The organism is Streptomyces sp. NPDC087845 (assembly GCF_044742755.1).
In the GTDB taxonomy this organism is placed as follows: domain Bacteria; phylum Actinomycetota; class Actinomycetes; order Streptomycetales; family Streptomycetaceae; genus Streptomyces.
On record NZ_JBIUVC010000006.1, the window covers coordinates 193,075 to 209,709 of the forward strand.

The 16,635-nt window shown below is 70.5% G+C and carries 17 protein-coding genes; 5 read left to right on the top strand and 12 right to left on the bottom strand.

All coding sequences use genetic code 11. The features are described from left to right. Positions 1-42: 42 nt before the first annotated feature. The 6 genes from ACIOMQ_RS17645 to ACIOMQ_RS17670 form a co-directional block, all read right to left on the bottom strand. The gene (locus ACIOMQ_RS17645) at positions 43-573 is read right to left on the bottom strand and encodes a hypothetical protein (protein WP_362198258.1); all 531 of its coding nucleotides are present in this window, start codon (positions 571-573) and stop codon (positions 43-45) included. A 304-nt stretch (positions 574-877) separates the two neighbouring features. Then, positions 878-1,288 (bottom strand): cupin, encoded by a 411-nt coding sequence (locus ACIOMQ_RS17650; RefSeq protein WP_362198261.1) that lies wholly within the window; start codon positions 1,286-1,288, stop codon positions 878-880. Between the two features lie 515 nt (positions 1,289-1,803). Beyond that, positions 1,804-2,607: an SDR family oxidoreductase gene (locus ACIOMQ_RS17655; protein WP_362198264.1), complete on the bottom strand. Its 804-nt coding sequence runs from the start codon at positions 2,605-2,607 to the stop codon at positions 1,804-1,806. 51 nt (positions 2,608-2,658) lie between these two features. Next, positions 2,659-3,441 (bottom strand): SDR family NAD(P)-dependent oxidoreductase, encoded by a 783-nt coding sequence (locus ACIOMQ_RS17660; RefSeq protein WP_362198267.1) that lies wholly within the window; start codon positions 3,439-3,441, stop codon positions 2,659-2,661. Beyond that, complete coding sequence (locus ACIOMQ_RS17665; protein ID WP_362198270.1) at positions 3,398-4,147, bottom strand: GntR family transcriptional regulator; 750 nt, start codon at positions 4,145-4,147, stop codon at positions 3,398-3,400. Before ACIOMQ_RS17665 ends, ACIOMQ_RS17660 begins: the two co-directional genes overlap by 44 nt. 33 nt (positions 4,148-4,180) lie before the next feature. Continuing rightward, the gene (locus ACIOMQ_RS17670; RefSeq protein ID WP_362198273.1) at positions 4,181-4,735 is read right to left on the bottom strand and encodes a VOC family protein; all 555 of its coding nucleotides are present in this window, start codon (positions 4,733-4,735) and stop codon (positions 4,181-4,183) included. A gap of 138 nt (positions 4,736-4,873) precedes the next feature. On the opposite strand from ACIOMQ_RS17670, the gene ACIOMQ_RS17675 reads away from it, so the two are divergent. From ACIOMQ_RS17675 to ACIOMQ_RS17690, 4 genes are all read left to right on the top strand, one after another. Continuing rightward, positions 4,874-7,072 carry a thiamine pyrophosphate-dependent enzyme gene (locus tag ACIOMQ_RS17675; protein WP_401268793.1) on the top strand — a complete coding sequence of 733 codons (2,199 nt, stop codon included), beginning with the start codon at positions 4,874-4,876 and terminating at the stop codon, positions 7,070-7,072. Between the two features lie 37 nt (positions 7,073-7,109). Continuing rightward, positions 7,110-8,459, top strand: coding sequence for a 2-oxo acid dehydrogenase subunit E2 (locus tag ACIOMQ_RS17680; protein ID WP_402189426.1), 1,350 nt, complete (start codon positions 7,110-7,112; stop codon positions 8,457-8,459). A 314-nt stretch (positions 8,460-8,773) separates the two neighbouring features. Further along, complete coding sequence (locus ACIOMQ_RS17685) at positions 8,774-10,111, top strand: MFS transporter (RefSeq protein WP_362198282.1); 1,338 nt, start codon at positions 8,774-8,776, stop codon at positions 10,109-10,111. Positions 10,112-10,501: 390 nt separating this feature from the next. Then, positions 10,502-11,173 carry a dienelactone hydrolase family protein gene (locus tag ACIOMQ_RS17690; protein WP_362198988.1) on the top strand — a complete coding sequence of 224 codons (672 nt, stop codon included), beginning with the start codon at positions 10,502-10,504 and terminating at the stop codon, positions 11,171-11,173. Positions 11,174-11,294: 121 nt separating this feature from the next. Here the strand turns inward: ACIOMQ_RS17690 and ACIOMQ_RS17695 are convergent, their stop codons facing one another. From ACIOMQ_RS17695 to ACIOMQ_RS17720, 6 genes are all read right to left on the bottom strand, one after another. After that, positions 11,295-11,933 carry a Dps family protein gene (locus tag ACIOMQ_RS17695; RefSeq protein WP_402189428.1) on the bottom strand — a complete coding sequence of 213 codons (639 nt, stop codon included), beginning with the start codon at positions 11,931-11,933 and terminating at the stop codon, positions 11,295-11,297. A 172-nt stretch (positions 11,934-12,105) separates the two neighbouring features. Beyond that, positions 12,106-12,675, bottom strand: coding sequence for a type 1 glutamine amidotransferase domain-containing protein (locus ACIOMQ_RS17700; protein ID WP_401268781.1), 570 nt, complete (start codon positions 12,673-12,675; stop codon positions 12,106-12,108). 169 nt (positions 12,676-12,844) lie between these two features. Continuing rightward, positions 12,845-13,348 carry a hypothetical protein gene (locus ACIOMQ_RS17705; RefSeq protein ID WP_402189432.1) on the bottom strand — a complete coding sequence of 168 codons (504 nt, stop codon included), beginning with the start codon at positions 13,346-13,348 and terminating at the stop codon, positions 12,845-12,847. 65 nt (positions 13,349-13,413) lie between these two features. Continuing rightward, positions 13,414-13,962 (bottom strand): hypothetical protein, encoded by a 549-nt coding sequence (locus tag ACIOMQ_RS17710; RefSeq protein WP_362198294.1) that lies wholly within the window; start codon positions 13,960-13,962, stop codon positions 13,414-13,416. A gap of 156 nt (positions 13,963-14,118) precedes the next feature. Continuing rightward, positions 14,119-14,274: a DUF6131 family protein gene (locus ACIOMQ_RS17715; RefSeq protein WP_362198297.1), complete on the bottom strand. Its 156-nt coding sequence runs from the start codon at positions 14,272-14,274 to the stop codon at positions 14,119-14,121. A gap of 300 nt (positions 14,275-14,574) precedes the next feature. Further along, on the bottom strand, positions 14,575-15,216 hold the full coding sequence (locus tag ACIOMQ_RS17720) for a ScbR family autoregulator-binding transcription factor (protein WP_362198300.1): 642 nt from the start codon (positions 15,214-15,216) through the stop codon (positions 14,575-14,577). A 568-nt stretch (positions 15,217-15,784) separates the two neighbouring features. Here ACIOMQ_RS17720 and ACIOMQ_RS17725 point away from each other — a divergent pair. Then, complete coding sequence (locus ACIOMQ_RS17725; protein ID WP_362198303.1) at positions 15,785-16,468, top strand: HAD family phosphatase; 684 nt, start codon at positions 15,785-15,787, stop codon at positions 16,466-16,468. Positions 16,469-16,635 lie beyond the last annotated feature (167 nt).

Sequence of the window (16,635 nt, forward strand, 5' to 3'; positions counted from 1 at the left end):
GGGCAACCGGAGTCCGCGCTTGAGGCTGCCGTGACCGAAGGCTCATTTGATCACCGTGTTGGCGACGATGACGGCGACGCCGAGGAGAGCGTCGGCGATGCCGGTGCGCACCGAGGTGGGCCAGTTGCGTCCGCCCGCCCGGCCCGCCGCCAGCCCCCAGGAGAAGAGCAGCACGGTGTTCACCGTCAGAATCACGTATTCGATACCGCCCGACGGCCACCACCGCATACCCGCCCCGACGAGCAGGATGAGGGACGGCAGCGTCGCCACGAGCAGGGGCCACTCGTCGACCATGGAGCGAAGGGCTGTGAGTGGGCCGTGAGTGACGTATGCGCCGCGTGCGGCGACCAGATGCGCGTACCCGTGGGCGAGCGCGGAGGCGAGCGCCGTGATGAGGAGCCACGCGGCGTCGTAGAGGTAGCTGAAGGAGCGACCGGTGCCGTGCGGTGCGAGGGCGGCGACCAACGAGCTGGCCAGGACTGTTCCGTACACTCCGCCGAACAGGACATGGGACTGTACGGTGCGGCGGCCGACCCGGTCCGCCCAGGTGCGCGGCCTCGGCCGGATGGTCATGGCAAATCCTCGTGAGGCGGTCCGGGCGCCGCGGCGGAAGACGAGAAAGAGAGACGAGAAGGAAACGGCCCGATGCGTGCCGACCGGGGTGGGACGGGTCCGGTTTGTCCCCCGCGGACGCGCTCAGGATATGTCTGCACGCCATCGGGCAGAGCCGACGGACACGCCCCTTCGGGGCGGGAATCCGGGTGCGTTCGGCGGCCCGGTCGCTCGGTGCACGGCCGCCGGCGGCGCGCCGGAACGCCGTGAGGAGCGGGCGAGGCCGGTGGTGTCCCGGCAGCGGGTCTGCCGGGCCGCCTTCCGGTCAGCGGGTGACGGTGCGCTTTTCGAGGCGGGTGCCGTGGCGAAGGGTGATCGACATCAGGTCGCTGGGGGCGTCCAGTTCCAGGCGGTGCCAACGGCCGCGAGGAACGATCACGGCGGTGCCTGCCTGCAACTGAACCATCTCCTCGGTGCCGTCGGGCCCGGTGGGACGGAAGTGGAGGCGGATGCCACCGGTCAGGCAGCACACCGCCTCCTCGGCCTCCGGGTGCATCTCCCAGTGGTCGGCGTGGACGTCGGCGTCGGTCTCCACGTGGAAGGTCGCGATCTGCCAGGCGCCGGAGTCACTGTTCGTCATCTGCCGTTCGGCGGCTCGGACACCGCCGTCGGGGTGGAAATGCAACGCCGAGGCGAACATGTCGATGGGGGTTGCCGTGATGGGGGTTGCCGTCATGACGGTATTCCTTCCGGTCGGTTCTCTGTGGGGCGGCGGATCGCGGGACAGGTGTGGTGGCCCGTCGGCGGGGCAACATCCCGCTCCGCACCCCGAGTGCGCACGCCCTGCGGTCCCTCGGTGAACGGGGTGGTGAGCATCGCCGACGCGGTAGGGGCGGCCAGTTGCCGGGGTGCCTGGGCCGGCTTGCCCGCCGGTGAGCACGGCCCGAAGACGGCAAGGCCCGGCACGGACCGCCGACGACGACCGGGCGGTACGGCGTCGACCACCGACCGGGCCGGGGCGACGGCGAACCGGGCGACGGCCGCCGTCGTCACCACCGATCCGGGGCGCCCCGCGTTTTTATACACGTAAGGAAAATAGCGTCAGTGGGTCGCCGCTGTCGACACCTGAGGGATGACCCGGGCATGCCGCACCGGATCCGCGGAGGGTCTTCCGCGTACCTCGCGACCGTGGCACGGAGGAGGCGGTGCGCGGTATGTCCGGCCGCCGCCGGCAATGCCGGGCCGGGCACCTCAGCCCGGCACCACCGCATAGCCGTCGGCCGTCCAGCCGCCGTCGCTGACCACGACCTGGCCCGTGATGTTCGCGGACACCCCGGAGGACAGGAAGAGGGCGAGATGCGCGATGTCCTCCGGGCGGCCGAGGCGGCCGCGCGGAGTGCGGCGACGCAGGGCCTCCGTGTCCAGCCGCCCGGCGGCGGAGAGCTGGGCGACCAGGCCGGTCTCGACGTACCCGGGCGCGAGTGCGTTGACGCGGATACCGTACGGGGCCCACTCGACGGCCAGGACTTTGGTGAGGGCGGCGACGGCGGCCTTGGTCGCGCAGTACGCCGCGCGCTCGGGTCCGGCGGTCACCCCGTACATCGACGAGGTGGTGAGGACGACCCCTCCGTCGCCCTCGCGCATGATGCGGGCCGCGGCGCGCGCGCAGACGAAGACGCCGGTGAGGTTGACGTCCAATGCGGTGTTCCAGCGGTCCAGTTCGAGGTCGAGGGAGGGGGCGTTGGCGGACACACCGGCGTTGGCGACCATGATGGACAGCCCGCCTGTCCGGGCGGTGAAGCCGGCGAGCGCGGCCGTCACCGCGTCCTGGTCGCTCACCGGGGCCGTGGCCGTCGCGATCACCTGGTCCGGGCGGCCCGCCGCCAGTGCGGGCCGCACCCGGTCCAGTTCGGCGCCGTCGATGTCGAGCAGCAGCACATGGCATCCGGCGTGCACGAAGGCGTCGGCCGCCGCCAGGCCCAGGCCGCGCGCGGCGCCGGTGACGCACACGGACCTGCCGCGCAGGTCGGGATAGATCGCCGCTTCGGTCTTCATGTTCCGTTCCGTTCCTTCTCCCGTGTTCTCCACCGGTGTTCTCGTGCGTGCTCAGACCATGTGCATGCCGCCGTTGACATGGATGACCTCGCCCTGCACGAAGCTCGCCGCGGGCGAGCACAGGAAGGTGACGACGGAGGCCACCTCCTCCGGCCTGCCCAGGCGGCCCAGGGGAGTGGTGGAGAGCGCGGTGTCGCCGCGGGTGGCGACGTAGTCGCGGGTCATGGAGGTCTCGATGATTCCGGGCGAGACCATGTTGATCCGTGCCCTGGAGCCGAGTTCCCACGCGAGGCTGCGCGAGAAGGCGAGCAGCGCGCCCTTGGTCGCCGCGTAGTGCGCGTGCCGGACGCTGCCGCGGTGGCCGGCCATGGAGGTCAGATTGACGATGCTGCCACCCTCGTTGAGGTGGGGCAGGACGGCGCGGGTGAGGTAGAAGACGCCGTTGAGGTTGACCGAGATGACGGCGTTCCACTGCTCGTCGGTCATGTCGGCGACGGCCTGCTCGGGATAGATCCCGGCGGCGGGTACGAGGAAGTCGACCGAGCCGAACGTCTCGACCGCGGCGGCGACGAAGGCGTTGTTGCTCTCCGGCGACGCCGCGTCCAGGGTGCGGGTGATCACGGTCGTACCGGTGGGGTCGAGCGTCGCGGCGAACTCCTCCAGCGTTCCGGCGTCCAGGTCGCCGAGCACCAGGTTGGCGCCGGCGGCGTGGAACTGCCGGGCCACCTCGCGGGCGATGCCGCCGCCCGCGCCCGACAGGAGGAGGGTCCGGCCCTCGAAGGGGCGGGCGTCAGCCCGCGGAGTCTGCTGCGTCTGCTGTGTGGTCGGTGTCATGGTCGTCCTCGGTGAACAGTTCGGGGTGTTGGGTCAGTTCCAGCCGTGTACGGCGGATGTGGCCGGTGAGGAAGCGTTCGGCGTCGACGGTGTCGGCTCGCTTGATCGCTTCGATGATCAGGCGGTGTTCGGCGTGGATCAGCTCCCAGCCGCTGTCGCCCGCGAGCCGGGCGAAGGCGCGCCGGTAGTGCTGTGTGGTGTTCCAGAAGCGGTCGACCATGGCGGTGATCTGGGCGACACGGCATCCGGCGTAGGTGAGCAGGTGCAGGCGGCGGTCGAGGGCCAGGAAGCGGTCCACATCGGTGGTGAGCTCGATCTGCCGCGCGATCGTCTCCAGTTCGGCGACCTGGTCGGCGGACAGGTGCGGAATGCTCTCGCCGAGGGCGAGCGGTTCTAGGCGCTCGCGGATCTTGTAGACGCCCTCGCACTCCGCCATGTCCATTCTGGAGACCCAGGCGCCGCTGTTGGACTTCACGACCGTCAGGCCCTCGGCCGCCAGTATCCGCAGGGCCTCGCGCACCGGCAGTCGGCTGGCGCCGAGCTGCGCGGCGACCTGCTCCTGCATGATCCGTGCGCCGGGGCGCAGTTCACCGTTCAGGATGGCGGCACGCAGATGGTCCGCGACGCGCTGGCTGGCGACGGCGGCGCTGGGGCCGGACGCGCCGGGCGAGGACGTGTCGGACTCGGTGGTGGGCTTCCGTGACATGGCTCTCCCTGGTGCGGCGGTACGGCAGCGTGTTCAGACGGAAGGCTGCCACAGCCGTACCGGCGAGTCGGCTTCGTACTGCTTTCCGCCGGGGTAGGAGACCAGCTCCAACTGCATCCCCCAGGGTGTGAGGAAGTAGACCCACCGCTGCCCCTCGCTCGGGCCCGAGCTGGCCGTGGGCTCGCCCAGGATCCGTACGCCGTGCTGCCGCAGATGCGCGAGGGCGGCATCGAGGTCGGTGACGTAGAAGGCGAGATGGTGACCGCCGGCATCGCTGTTGCGCGGCGGCCGCTTCTCCTGTCCGGGGGCCTCGTACTCGAAGATCTCGAAGTTCGGGCCGCCGGCGCAGCGGAAGAATCGCAGCTCGCGCATGACGGCGCGCGGGTGGACGCCGAGGTGGTCGCTCATCCAGGTGCCGTCGGAGCGGAACGGGCCGAGCGAGTAGACCTGCTCGCAGCCGATCACCTCGACGAAGAACCGGGTCGCCTCTTCGAGGTCGGGAACGGTGAAGCCGACGTGTTCGACACCGGCCAGACCGGGAAGCCCACGCCCCGGGTCACTTTTGGAATGGATCCATCTATCCGCCATGTCTCTCACAGTGCGCCGCCAGAAGGGCCGCAGTCAATGGGGACTCGCGAAATCTGAACGTAACGTTCCGGTAACGAGGTATTGGCTATGGATCCATTCGCTGCGACAGTGCTCACCGAATCACACAGGAGAGTGCTCATGCCCACACACCGGAAACTGGCCCCCGCCTCACCCTGGACCGAGGTGACGGCGACCAAGAAGGACTGGCACGGCGCGGACCCGCAGCTGCTGACCTCGATGTTCACCCAGACCCTGCTGATCAGGACCTTCGAGGAGTCCGTCCTCGACCTCGCGGGCCAGGGGCTGGTCCACGGACCGGCGCACTCCAGCATCGGCCAGGAGGGCGGCGCCGTCGGTTCCGTACTCCCCCTGACCGGCGCCGACTTCGTCGGCGGCTCGCACCGGGGACACCACCAGTTCCTGGCCAAGGCGTTGGGATATGTCGCGCCCGGCGGCATCGACCTGCGCCGGCCCGTCGACGGCGAGGTACGCACCGTCCTGCTGCGCAGCCTGGCCGAGATCTGCGGCCTGGCCAGGGGTTTCTGCCAGGGGCGGGGCGGATCCATGCATCTGCAGTGGCGCGACGCCGGAGCCATGGGCACCAACGCGATCGTCGGCGGCGGCGTGCCCCAGGCCGCCGGGTTCGCCTGGTCGGCGCGGCAGGCCGGCACTGACGCCGTCTCGGTCAGCTACTTCGGGGACGGTGCGGTCAACATCGGCTCCGTGCTGGAGACGATGAACCTCGCGGCGGCCTGGAAGCTGCCGGTCTGCTTCTTCATCGAGAACAACAAGTACGCCGTCTCCACCCACGTGGACGAGGCGACGGCCGAACCCCGGCTCTCGGCGCGCGGCCTGGGCTTCAACATCCCCAGCTGGCGCGTGGACGGCATGGACCCGCTCGCCGTGTACCTGGCCATGAGCGAGGCCGTGGACCACATGCGCGCCGGCCGGGGCCCCACGATCGTCGAGGCCGAGGTCTACCGCTACTTCCACCAGAACGGCCCGTTCCCGGGCAGCGCCTTCGGCTACCGCACCAAGGACGAGGAGAAGGAGTGGCGGGCCCGCGACCCGCTGGCCCTCGTCTCCCGGCAGCTCGTCGAGAACGGCATCCTGAGCGCCGACGAGATCGAGGAGTGCACCGCGCGCGCCAAGGCGGTCATGGCCGCCATCAGCGACGAACTGCTGGAACCGGACCCCGAGGGCAAGCCGGGCACCCGCCGCATCAAGCCCGCCGAATGGCCCGACCCGTCCTTCCGCGACGTCGGCGTACGGGGCGACCTCAGCGAGTTCGACGGCGTACGCCTCGCCGACACCGGCACCGGGCCGGACGCCTTCCAAGGGCGCCTGGAACAGCGGAAGTTCATCGACGTCGTGGCCGAGGTGATGAGCCGCCGCATGGCCGAGGACGCGTCGGTCGTCGTCATGGGCGAGGACGTGCACCGCCTCAAGGGCGGCACCAACGGCGCGACCAAGGGCCTGGCCGAAGCCCACCCGGACCGGGTCCTGGGCACGCCCATCAGCGAGAACGCGTTCGCCGGGCTCGCCGGCGGCATCGCGCTCGACGGCCGGTACAAGCCGGTGGTGGAGTTCATGTACGCCGACTTCATGTGGGTCGCGGCCGACCAGATCTTCAACCAGATCGGCAAGGCCCGGCACATGTTCGGCGGTGACGGACAGGGTTCCGGCGTCCCCCTCGTCCTGCGCAGCAAGGTTGCCATGGGCACCGGGTACGGCTCACAGCACTCCATGGACCCGGCCGGAATCCTCGCCACGGCCCCCGGCTGGCGGATCGTCGCACCGTCCACGCCCTTCGACTACGTGGGCCTGATGAACAGCGCGCTGACCTGCAAGGACCCGGTCGTCGTGCTGGAGCACACCGACCTGTACAACTCGGTCGGTCCCGGCCCGGCCGACGACTTCGACTACTGCCTGCCCGTGGGCAGAGCGGCCGTGCGCCGTACCGGATCGCGGATCACGATCGTGACGTACCTCGCGATGACCGGCTACGTCCTGGACGCCGTCGAGCAACTGGGCCTGGACGCCGAGGTCGTCGACCTGCGCTGGCTGGACCGCGCCAGTCTCGACTGGGACACCCTCGGCGAGAGCATCCGCAAGACCAACAACGTGCTCATCGCCGAACAGGGCCCCATCGGCACCTCCTACGGCGGGTGGCTGTCCGACGAGATCCAGCGCCGCTACTTCGACTGGCTCGACCAGCCGGTCCAGCGCGTCCAGGCCGGGGAATCCTCGCCCAGCATCAGCAAGGTGCTGGAACGGGCGGCCATCGCACGCACCGAAGAGGTCGTGGCCGCGCTCCAGCGGGTCACCGAGAACTGACCCTCCCCGTACGACCGAACACCCAGGAGGGTTGATCATGGCAGAACTGTTCCGAATGCCCGCCGTGGCCGCGGACGCGGCAGCGGCGGTGCTGTCCGCCTGGCAAGTGGCGGAACGCGCGCCGTTCGCGAAGGACGACGCGCTGGTCTCCATCGAGACGGACAAGGCGGAGGTGGACGTCGCCGCCGAGCGGGACGGCGTGCTGCTCAAGACGCTCTACGAGGCCGGCGCGGAGGTCGAGGTCGGCGACCCGATCGCGGTGCTCGGCGCCGTCGGCGAGCAGGTCGGCGACCTCGGCGCACTGCTGGCGGAGCTGGGCGTCGGCGTCACCGCGCCCGGCGAGGCCCGGCAGGCGGTGCGCCGGGACGTGCCGGAGGAGCCGGTCACGGAGCGCCCGGCGTCCCCGGAATCCCCGGCGACCCCGGCTCCCGTGCCCGCGCCGTCCTCCACCGCTGCGTCCTCCGCCGCGCCGTCCTCCAGCGGCCCGGATCGCGGCGGCCGCGTCTTCAGCAGCCCGTTGGCCCGCAGGCTGGCCCGGGAAGCGGACCTGGACATCGAGGTCCTCACCGGCACCGGGCCGGGCGGCCGCGTCGTCAGGCGGGACGTCGAGGCAGCGGTCGCGGGCCGTCGGACACAGGCGGCGGCGCCGGTCCCGGTCCTTCGGGAGGCCACCCCCGCGCCGCAGACGTCCGCCCCCGACGACACCGGCGACCACGAGGACATCCCGCACAGCCGGATGCGCCGGGCCATTGCCAGGCGCCTGACCGAGAGCAAGCAGCACACCCCGCACTTCTACCTGCGGGCGACCTGCGCCGTGGACGAGCTGCTCGCCCTGCGGCAGCGGATCAACGCCGTCAGCCCCGTCAAGGTCTCGGTCAACGATCTGCTGATCAAGGCCGTCGCGACGGCACACACGCAGGTGCCGGAGATGAACGCGGTATGGCGGCCGGACGCCGTCCGCAGGTTCGGCACGGTCGACATCTCGGTCGCCGTCGCCACCGACACGGGCCTGGTGACCCCGGTGCTGCGCGGTGCCGAGAACCTGTCGGTGTCGGCGATCGCCACGCGGACCCGCGCGTTCGCGGAGCAGGCGCGCTCCGGGGCGCTCCGGCCCGCCGACCTCGAAGGCGGCTCGATCACCGTGTCGAACCTCGGCATGTACGGGGTCGAGGAGTTCGCCGCCATCATCAACCCGCCGCAGGCCGCGATTCTGGCCGTCGGCGCCGCACGCGACGAGGCGGTGGTCCGCGACGGTGCGGTCACCGTGGCCAAGGTGCTGGGCGTGATCCTGTCCGTGGATCACCGTCCGGTGGACGGCGCCGTGGCGGCGCGCTGGCTCGCGGCCTTCACCGAGGCCGTGGAGAACCCGGTCCGGCTCGTCGTCTGAACCCACCCCGGCGGCCGGGCGGCCCGCGGCGTCACCGTCGCAGGCCGCCCGGCCCCACCCCCTGGGGCCTCTCGTTTGGATCACGCCGGGCTCGCGGGGTCCGGCACGCACGCTCGCGGCGTTGTCGTCGGTCGCCGACGCTCCTTCCCCGAGCTCTCGGCTCCGCTCGATCAGGGGAGGCCCCATCCGACTCCCTCCTCCGCCTTGCGATCGCACGCACCGGACCCCGCTCCCTGATCCGGCCCGATCCAGACGAAAGACCCTAGGCCGCAGTCCGCGCCCGGCGGCTGCCAGAGCACTCCAAGAGGACACCGATGTCTTTGATCCGCGGTTCCCGCACCCCCGGTGCGGCCACACCGAACGAAACCCCGCGCGATGCGCTCGGCGAGCTGGACCAGCGCAATCTGCGGCGCCTGATGCCGCTGCTGCTGGCCGCCTACATCATGTCGTTCCTGGACCGGACCAACATCGGCCTGGCCAAGGAACGCCTGGAGGTCGACCTCGGCATCTCCGCCGCGGCCTACGGGCTGGGCGCGGGGCTGTTCTTCCTCACCTACGCGATCTCCGAGGTGCCCAGCAACCTGATCATGCACCGCGTGGGCGCCCGCTGGTGGATCACCCGGATCATGCTGACCTGGGGCGTCATCTCCGCCTGCATGGCCTTCGTGCAGGGTGAGAAGTCCTTCTACGCCATGCGGCTGCTGCTCGGCGCCGCCGAGGCCGGGCTGCTGCCGGGGATCCTGCTCTACTTCACCTACTGGTTCCGCTCCGAGATCCGCGGCAGGGCCATCGGACTGCTCCTGCTCGGCGCCTCCATCGCCAGCGTCGTCGGAAACCCGCTCGGCGGACTGCTCATGGAGATGGACGGGTTCGGCGGCTGGCACGGCTGGCAATGGATGTTCCTCATCGAGGGGATTCCCTGCCTCTTCCTGGCGTTCGCCATCTTCCGGTTCCTGCCCGACGGCCCGGCCAGGGCGCCGTGGCTGACGGCGCAGGAGGCCCAGCTGGTCCAGGACGCGGTCACCCGCGAACAGACCGAGGGCGCCGAGGCGGCCGGCAACGGCTCCGGATCCGGCTCCCTGCTGACGGTGCTGCGCGACAAGCAGATGCTGCTGGCCATCTTCGCCAACTGGACCCACCAGGTCGCCCTGTACTCCGTCGTCTACTTCCTGCCCGGCATCATCGGCGGCTGGGGCGACCTCTCGCCGTTCACCATCGGCCTGCTGACCGGACTGCCCTGGCTCACCGCGGCCGTCGGTGCCGTACTGGTGCCGCCCCGCGCGACCACACCCCGGCGCTCCCGCAACTTCGTGGTGACCGGTCTGCTGATGATGTTCACCGGCCTCATCGTCGCCGCCGTCGCCGGTCCTGTCATCGCCCTGCTCGGCTTCTGCTTCACCGGCCTGGCGTTCTTCGTCGTCCAGCCCCTGCTGTTCAACTTCCCCGCCACCCGGCTCGCGGGCAAGACCCTCGCGGGCGGCCTGGCCCTGCTCAACACCATCGGCATCACCGGCGGCTTCGTCGGCCCCTACATCATGGGCTACGCCGAGGACGCCACCGGCAACCACCTGTCCGGCCTGTGGGTGTCCGTCGTCCTGCTGGCCCTCGGCGCGCTGGCCGCTACGCGGCTGCGCTTCTCTCCCAAGAGCTGAGGCTCGCCGGGGCACCGGTCGCGGCGGGCCCGGACACGCCGAGGGGCCCTGTGCCCGCCGCGTCGGCCGCAGACCGCTCGGGGGAGCGCCGGTGGAGCCGGGGCCAGGCATGATGGAACGAGCCGGACGCAAGCAGGACGGACCGAGGGCGCGGCTCAGCCGTTCAGCCGCTGCGCCCACCCGGCAAAGTCCGCCGGCGAAGGGCGAAGGGCGAAGGGCGAAGGGCGAAGGGCGCTCCGGGCCCTCGGCCGGGTCCGGCTGTCCGGCCGGATCCGGAAGTCCGGGCTGTGATCCCGGTGCGGGCGCCCCGGGCGGAAGGCCGGGCGCGCCCCGAACGGGGTGTGGGCCGACCGCACTGCGGCGCATTCCGGGAAGGAGGCGATCACGGTGGTGAACTCCGAAGAGGTTTCCATACCTGCCGACGGATCGGCGATCGTCGGCGACCTGGTGATTCCCGCGCAGGCCGCGGGGGTGGTGCTCTTCGCCCACGGCAGTGGCAGCTCGCGCCACAGCCCACGCAACAGAGCCGTGGCCGCGACCCTGCGGCAGGCAGGGCTGGGCACGCTGCTGCTGGATCTGCTCACCGAGCCGGAGGAGCGGGTGGACGCGGTGACGGGGCAGCACCGTTTCGACATCGGCCTGCTCGGCCGACGTCTGGTGTCCGCGGTCGACTGGCTCGGCGATCGGCCGGCCACCGCGGAGCTGCCCCTCGGGCTCTTCGGCGCGAGCACCGGAGCCGCTGCGGCGCTGGTGGCGGCAGCGGAGCGGCCCGGCCGGGTCCGGTCCGTCGTGTCCCGCGGTGGCCGTCCCGACCTGGCCGGTGAGGTGCTGAGCCGGGTGCGGTCCCCGGTGCTGCTGATCGTGGGCGGAGCCGACCGGGAGGTACTGCGGTTGAACCAGGAGGCGGCCGAACACCTGAGGGTGCCGCACGGGCTCCATGTGGTCCCCGGTGCCACGCACCTGTTCGCGGAACCCGGCGCTCTGGAAGCCGTCGCCGACGCAGCGTGCCAGTGGTTCCTCCGTCCGGGACACGGGGAGGAGCGGCATCGAAATCCACCGTGACGCGTGTGGGCTCGGCGCGCGTCCGCCCTGGCGGGTGACCGGCGTACGACTGCGCCGGACCGACGGGCCGCAGGCTCACACGCGCCGGTGGACGCGTGTGAGCGGGAAACGCGTGCGCACGTCAACGTGCGCGCTTGCCCGACGCCGTCTTCTTGGCTGCCCGCTTCGTGCCCGTGGCCTTCTTGCCCGCCGCCTTGGGTGCCGGCGCCGCCGCCTCGGCGGTCTCTTTCCCGGCACGCGCACCGGACCGGGACAGGGTGCCGGAGCTGTCCTCCAGATGCGCGCGGACGAACCACTGGCACTGCTCCAGGGCGCGCAGGTGCTCGATGAGCAGGTCCTCGGTGACGGGATCGACCGAGGCGGCCTTCGCGGCGGCTTTCCGGTGGTCCTCGATGACACCGGAGTAGACGAGGTCGAGCGCACCGAGATGCACCAGGGCATCCGCCCGGCCGAGGCCGTAGTCGTCCCAGGTGCGCTCGGAGACGAGGACTCCGGGGGTGCCGTGCGGCTCGCCCCCGAGCGTGGAGATGCGCTCGGCGGTGCTGTCGACCATGCCGCGCACCGCGGCTGCCTGCGGGTCGAGCATTTCGTGCACCGCGATGAAGTGGGGGCCGACCACATTCCAGTGGATGTGCTTGAGGGTCAGGGAGAGATCGTTGAGTGCGTGCAGACGCAACTTCAACAAGTCGATAACCTGTCCGCCCTGTCTGGCGCCGAGGCCCGGGACGGTATAGCGCGGAGTGGTGTCGCTGGGGGACATGAGGCTCCTGTGCTGAGTGAGGGTCTACCCGCTTTCATGTGCACCACGCCGCGGGCCCTTTCACGCCCGACCGCGGGGACAGCACCTGAGTGGACCGCTGCAAGGGCCCGGTCGGCCTACCGGCGCCGCCCCGTGGGCACGCGGCGGCGCCGGACCGGCGGACCCGTCGCGCTCACTGAGCGCTCACAGCGAGTGCCGCATCCACTTCACGGAGGAAATCCTCCAGATCACCCGGATTGCGCGAGGTGATGAGGGTCCAGTCCCGGGTGTCGTCCGTGACGACCGGCTCGTCGGCCCATTCGCCGCCGGCATTGCGGATGTCGGTCCGCAGCGAGGGGTAGGAGGTCAGCTTCTTTCCGTCCACGACACCGGCTTCGACCAAGGCCCACGGTCCGTGGCAGATGGCCGCCACGGGCCGGCCGGTCGAGGTGAAGGAGCGAACGATGCCGGTGGCGGAGTCCTGCCCACGCAGAGTGTCGGCGTTCAAGGTGCCCCCCGGGACGAGCAGCAGGTCGTAACCGGCCGGGTCCACGTCGGCCAGAGTGAGTTCGGGCCGGATCGTCTTCCCGGGGGCCTTGTCGCCCACCAGCGTCTGGACGTCGTCCGTCGACACGGCGGCCACGTCCACTTCGGCACCCCAGCCGCGCAGGTGTTCCAGGGGCACCAGGAGCTCGTCCTGCTCGACGCCGTAATTCGTGACGATGGCCAGTACCTTGCGCTTGCTCACGTCGTCGTCAGACATTCCCGGGTCCTTTCGAGAGAGCCTCGGCATTCCTCGGACGCGGGCGCCGGCCTTCTGCCCGGAGGGGGACGACGGCCTTCTGCCCGGAGGCGGATGACGGCCGGCTGTCCACGGGCCGGGCCCCGGTGCCGCGGCCCCGGGGGCCCGCGCCCGCCACCGGGCGAGCCGCTCAGGTTTTCAGCAGCCGGTTGAAGAACGAACGGTAGCGTTGCAGCGCGACGCGCAGTTCCTCGGTCGCCACTTCCTCGCCCCGCTGCCACTGGCCTTCGAGCCCCTGCTTGTGGTCGGAGAAGGTCCGCGCGAGTGCCTGCATCACCTCCGCGACCAGGGTGTCCGCCGCGCCGACCGCCTCCCGGGGATCGTCGACGAACGCGCCCTGGATCCGCTGCCACCTCCTGCGGAACTCCTCCTGCTCGCTGCCGAGAAGAGGCTCGTCGCCGTCCTCGCCTCCAGCGGCGTCCGGCCCGGCGTCGGCCGACGCCGGGCGTTCCGCCTCGTTCGCACCGCCCGGCCCTGGGCCCCGGCCGGCCGGGGTGGCGGCTTCCCCCGGGAAGGTCGGTGGAGCTTCGGCGGGGCGTTCGCGGGTTGCCCCCGAGGCGCCCGCACCGGTCAGATCATCAGTGGACAGGCTGCTCGCCTCGGACCCCTGCGGGTCCCGGTGTCCCATGGCCATCTCTCTGCCTCCGTCCGATCCTCCGTCCGGCCCTCCGGCCGGAGGTGCGTTCGTGCTCCCTTGCGTTACTCCTGCGGCCGCCCGCCGTCGTGAAGCAGTTCGTCGAACAGAGTCCGGTAGTGGACCATCGCGCCCCGCAGCTCTTCTGTGGTCGCCCGCTGGCGGCTGCTGCGGTCACTGACCTCATGGGCGGTGCGGTAGCTCTCCAGCGTGCGGCCGTGCTCGACGGACAGATCGCTGGCCTGCTGCTCGAACCCCTTGGTCGGATAGCCGCGGTCGCTCATGAGTGCCGTCACGAGCCGGTCGGCTTCGTGGACCGCGTCGTCGGGGTGGTCCACGAAGCGCTCCTGCGCCCGGTTCCAGCCTTCGGTGTACCTTTCCCGGTCCGCTGCCGAAAGCGGTTTGATCTCCAGCGCGTCATGGCGCTGTTCCCGTTCACGCAGCTCTCGTTCCGCGGCAGGGCGGCTCTGCTTCTCCTCCACCGCACGCTCGTACTCCGGGCCGAACTGCTTCTTCAGGTGGCGTCTGCGCGTGAGCCTCCACGCCACGAGTGCACACACCACCAGCACGACCACCACCACGACGATGATCGCCACGAGGGTCCCAGTTGACATGTCTCCTCCGCTCGCCGATTGCCGAGAAACGAAGAATGGCGAGAGATATTCCCGCGGTCTTCCACGGTCACGCCACTGTTCCGCCACGTCCCGGAGACTCCGCGGCCGACGACGCCGGGTACTCCCGGGAGCTGACGAACGAGTGCCGCCGCCGCTCTACCAGTAGTGCTTTCGACCGGCGACCGCGTGTCCCATCGCTCCGAGGACCCACAGGATCAGACCCACCACGGCGAGGATGATCCCGATCGTCCAGAGGATCGAGATACCGGTCACGAAACCGATGACAAGCAAGATGACTCCGAGAACGATCACGACGTGCTCCGATCTCGTATGTGTGCTCCCTCTTCACTGTGTGCTCCGTCGGCCACCGGGGCAACTGCCGACGAGATGAGCGTGTCACCGGCCAGGTCGGTGGAACGCCTGCGGTCCCGTACGGAGGACGGGGGAAGTAGGCGGATCGCAGTTACCGGAAGCCGTACGGACCGCCTGCCGTCGGCGTACACGGGCCGGACGGCCTGATCAGCCGTCGTCCGCCCGGTGCCGGGAACAATGAAAGGACACCGCGTCCGCGGACCGGGCGGTTCGGCGGACCGGACGGTTCGGCCAGGAGGTTCATCCGGTGGACGCCGGCCGGCTGTGTGCCCGGGCCCGCGCCACCAGAGCGGCGGGTTCGGGGCGTGCCTGCAACGCCTTCAGGATCAGCAGCCACCAGCGGTGCACACGGTCGGTGAGCTCCTCGTGCTCCGCCATCTCGTCCGTGAGGTTGTACAGCCCGAAGAACGCGCACACCAAGGTCGTGGCGGCGCCCGACGGTTCGACATCTCCCGCCAGTTCGCCCTTGGCGCGGGCCTCGGCCAGAAGACGCGTGACGGCAGCCGTCCAGGCGGCGAAGGGGGTGGGTATGTCGGCGTCGATGGTGCGGCGCTCGGCCCACAGACGCGCGCCGGCCCGGGTCATGACGTCGTCGCGCAGTGCCGTGGCGATGTCGAAGCTGAGGGCGACCAGCTTCTCCAGCGGCGGGATCCCGGGGGCGGCGTAGCGGGCGGCCAACAACGGCCAGGCGGCGAACTGTTCGCGCACGACGGCCAGTGCGAGCTTCTCCTTGCTGGAGTAGTGGAAGTAGACGGCTCCGCTGGTGCGTCCCGAAAGGTCGCTGATCTCATTGATGCTTGTCCGTGCGTACCCTTGTTCAACGAAAAGGCGTGCTGCTGCTTCCAGCAGAGACCTTCGGGTCGCACGTGCCCTTTCCTGCACGTATGTTCCACCTTCGTTCGACAGTGCCCTCGTTTTTTGTCCGGGAGAGTCGTGCGCCGGGCGCACTGGCGGGGCCACGCGCCGTTAATGCGCGGAGATTATTATTATTCTTCGGCCGGGTGCCGGTGCGGCCGATTGAGGAAATTCGCGCTGCGTCTGGCGCTTTCGAACGCGGCCGTCGACCGCCGGTGCATGATGCGGTCCGTCAAATTGCCGTGTTTTCAACGGAGTTGACGAGGTGATGAGGTCTCTTCGGCCCGCTCCGAACGCCGCGTGTGCCTCGCGAGTACTGCGTAACGGGCGCGCCGTCAAACACTCGAAATGGTGATTGCGCCCTTCTCTGTCACGAAATTAACGTAGTCACCACGATGTTTCTCGGGTCATCCGAAAAGACCGGACGATGTCCGTCGCTGTAGACCCCGGGGGCGATCCAACCGCCTTCACGCGCGGTCGACGGGGTTCGTTCGACACCGCATCTTCTGTAGCCGAGTGAGCCCCTCCGCGGCCCTGCTTCTCACTGCGACCGCCGACGGCGCGGGGCGGCGCGCTCTTCGAGAACGGCAGGAAAATGACACCTCATCGCATCTTCTCCTGGTCCCCGGCTGCCATCGTCTTCGACTGCGACGGAACCCTGATGGATACCGAGCGGCACTGGCAGGACGCGCGCAGCCGGGTCTTCAGAGAGTTCGGGCTGAAGCCGCGTGCCGGATTCGCCGAGCGGGCCAAGGGCGTCCACTACACCGAGTGCGGCAGCCTCATGGCCAGGGAGTCCGGGAAGCCGGACCTCGCCGACGACATGACGCAATCGCTCCTGAAGCACTTCACGGCACTCGTCGCCGAGGACCCGGTGACCATGCCGGGTGCGGCGGCACTGGTCCGGGTCACCGCCCGCCACCTCCCGCTCGCCGTCGCCAGCAACTGCCCGCTGGAGGTGGTCGAGTACAGCCTTGCGCGGGCCGGTCTGCTCGGCTACTTCGCCCATGTCGTCGTCGCGGGCAACGGGCTGTCGCCGAAACCCCGTCCGGACGTCTATGCCACCGCGGTCCGCCTGTGCGGCGTGCGGCCGGAGGACGCGTTGGCCGTGGAGGACTCGGTCACGGGCATCGAGTCGGCCCGGAGCGCGGGCATGCGCGTGCTCGGCGTGGGACCCCGGCCGGCCGGAACCGGGGCGGACCGGGCCGACCTGTGGGTTCGCACCCTGGCCGATCCGGAACTCCAGGCGTGGGCACAGGCCGGGGCAGAGGAGGACTAGAAACCTGCCCGAGCGGATCGGCTGGGCCTGGTCGCCGGGGATCGTACGGCCGGAGTGCATGGAGTCACCTCCGTCGATTCGGATGTGGCGCGGCGTGCCCGGCTGAGGACTCGGCGATCCCGGTCGCCGCCGGGAGTGCCTCCACAACCGAGCGGACAGGACGGTTC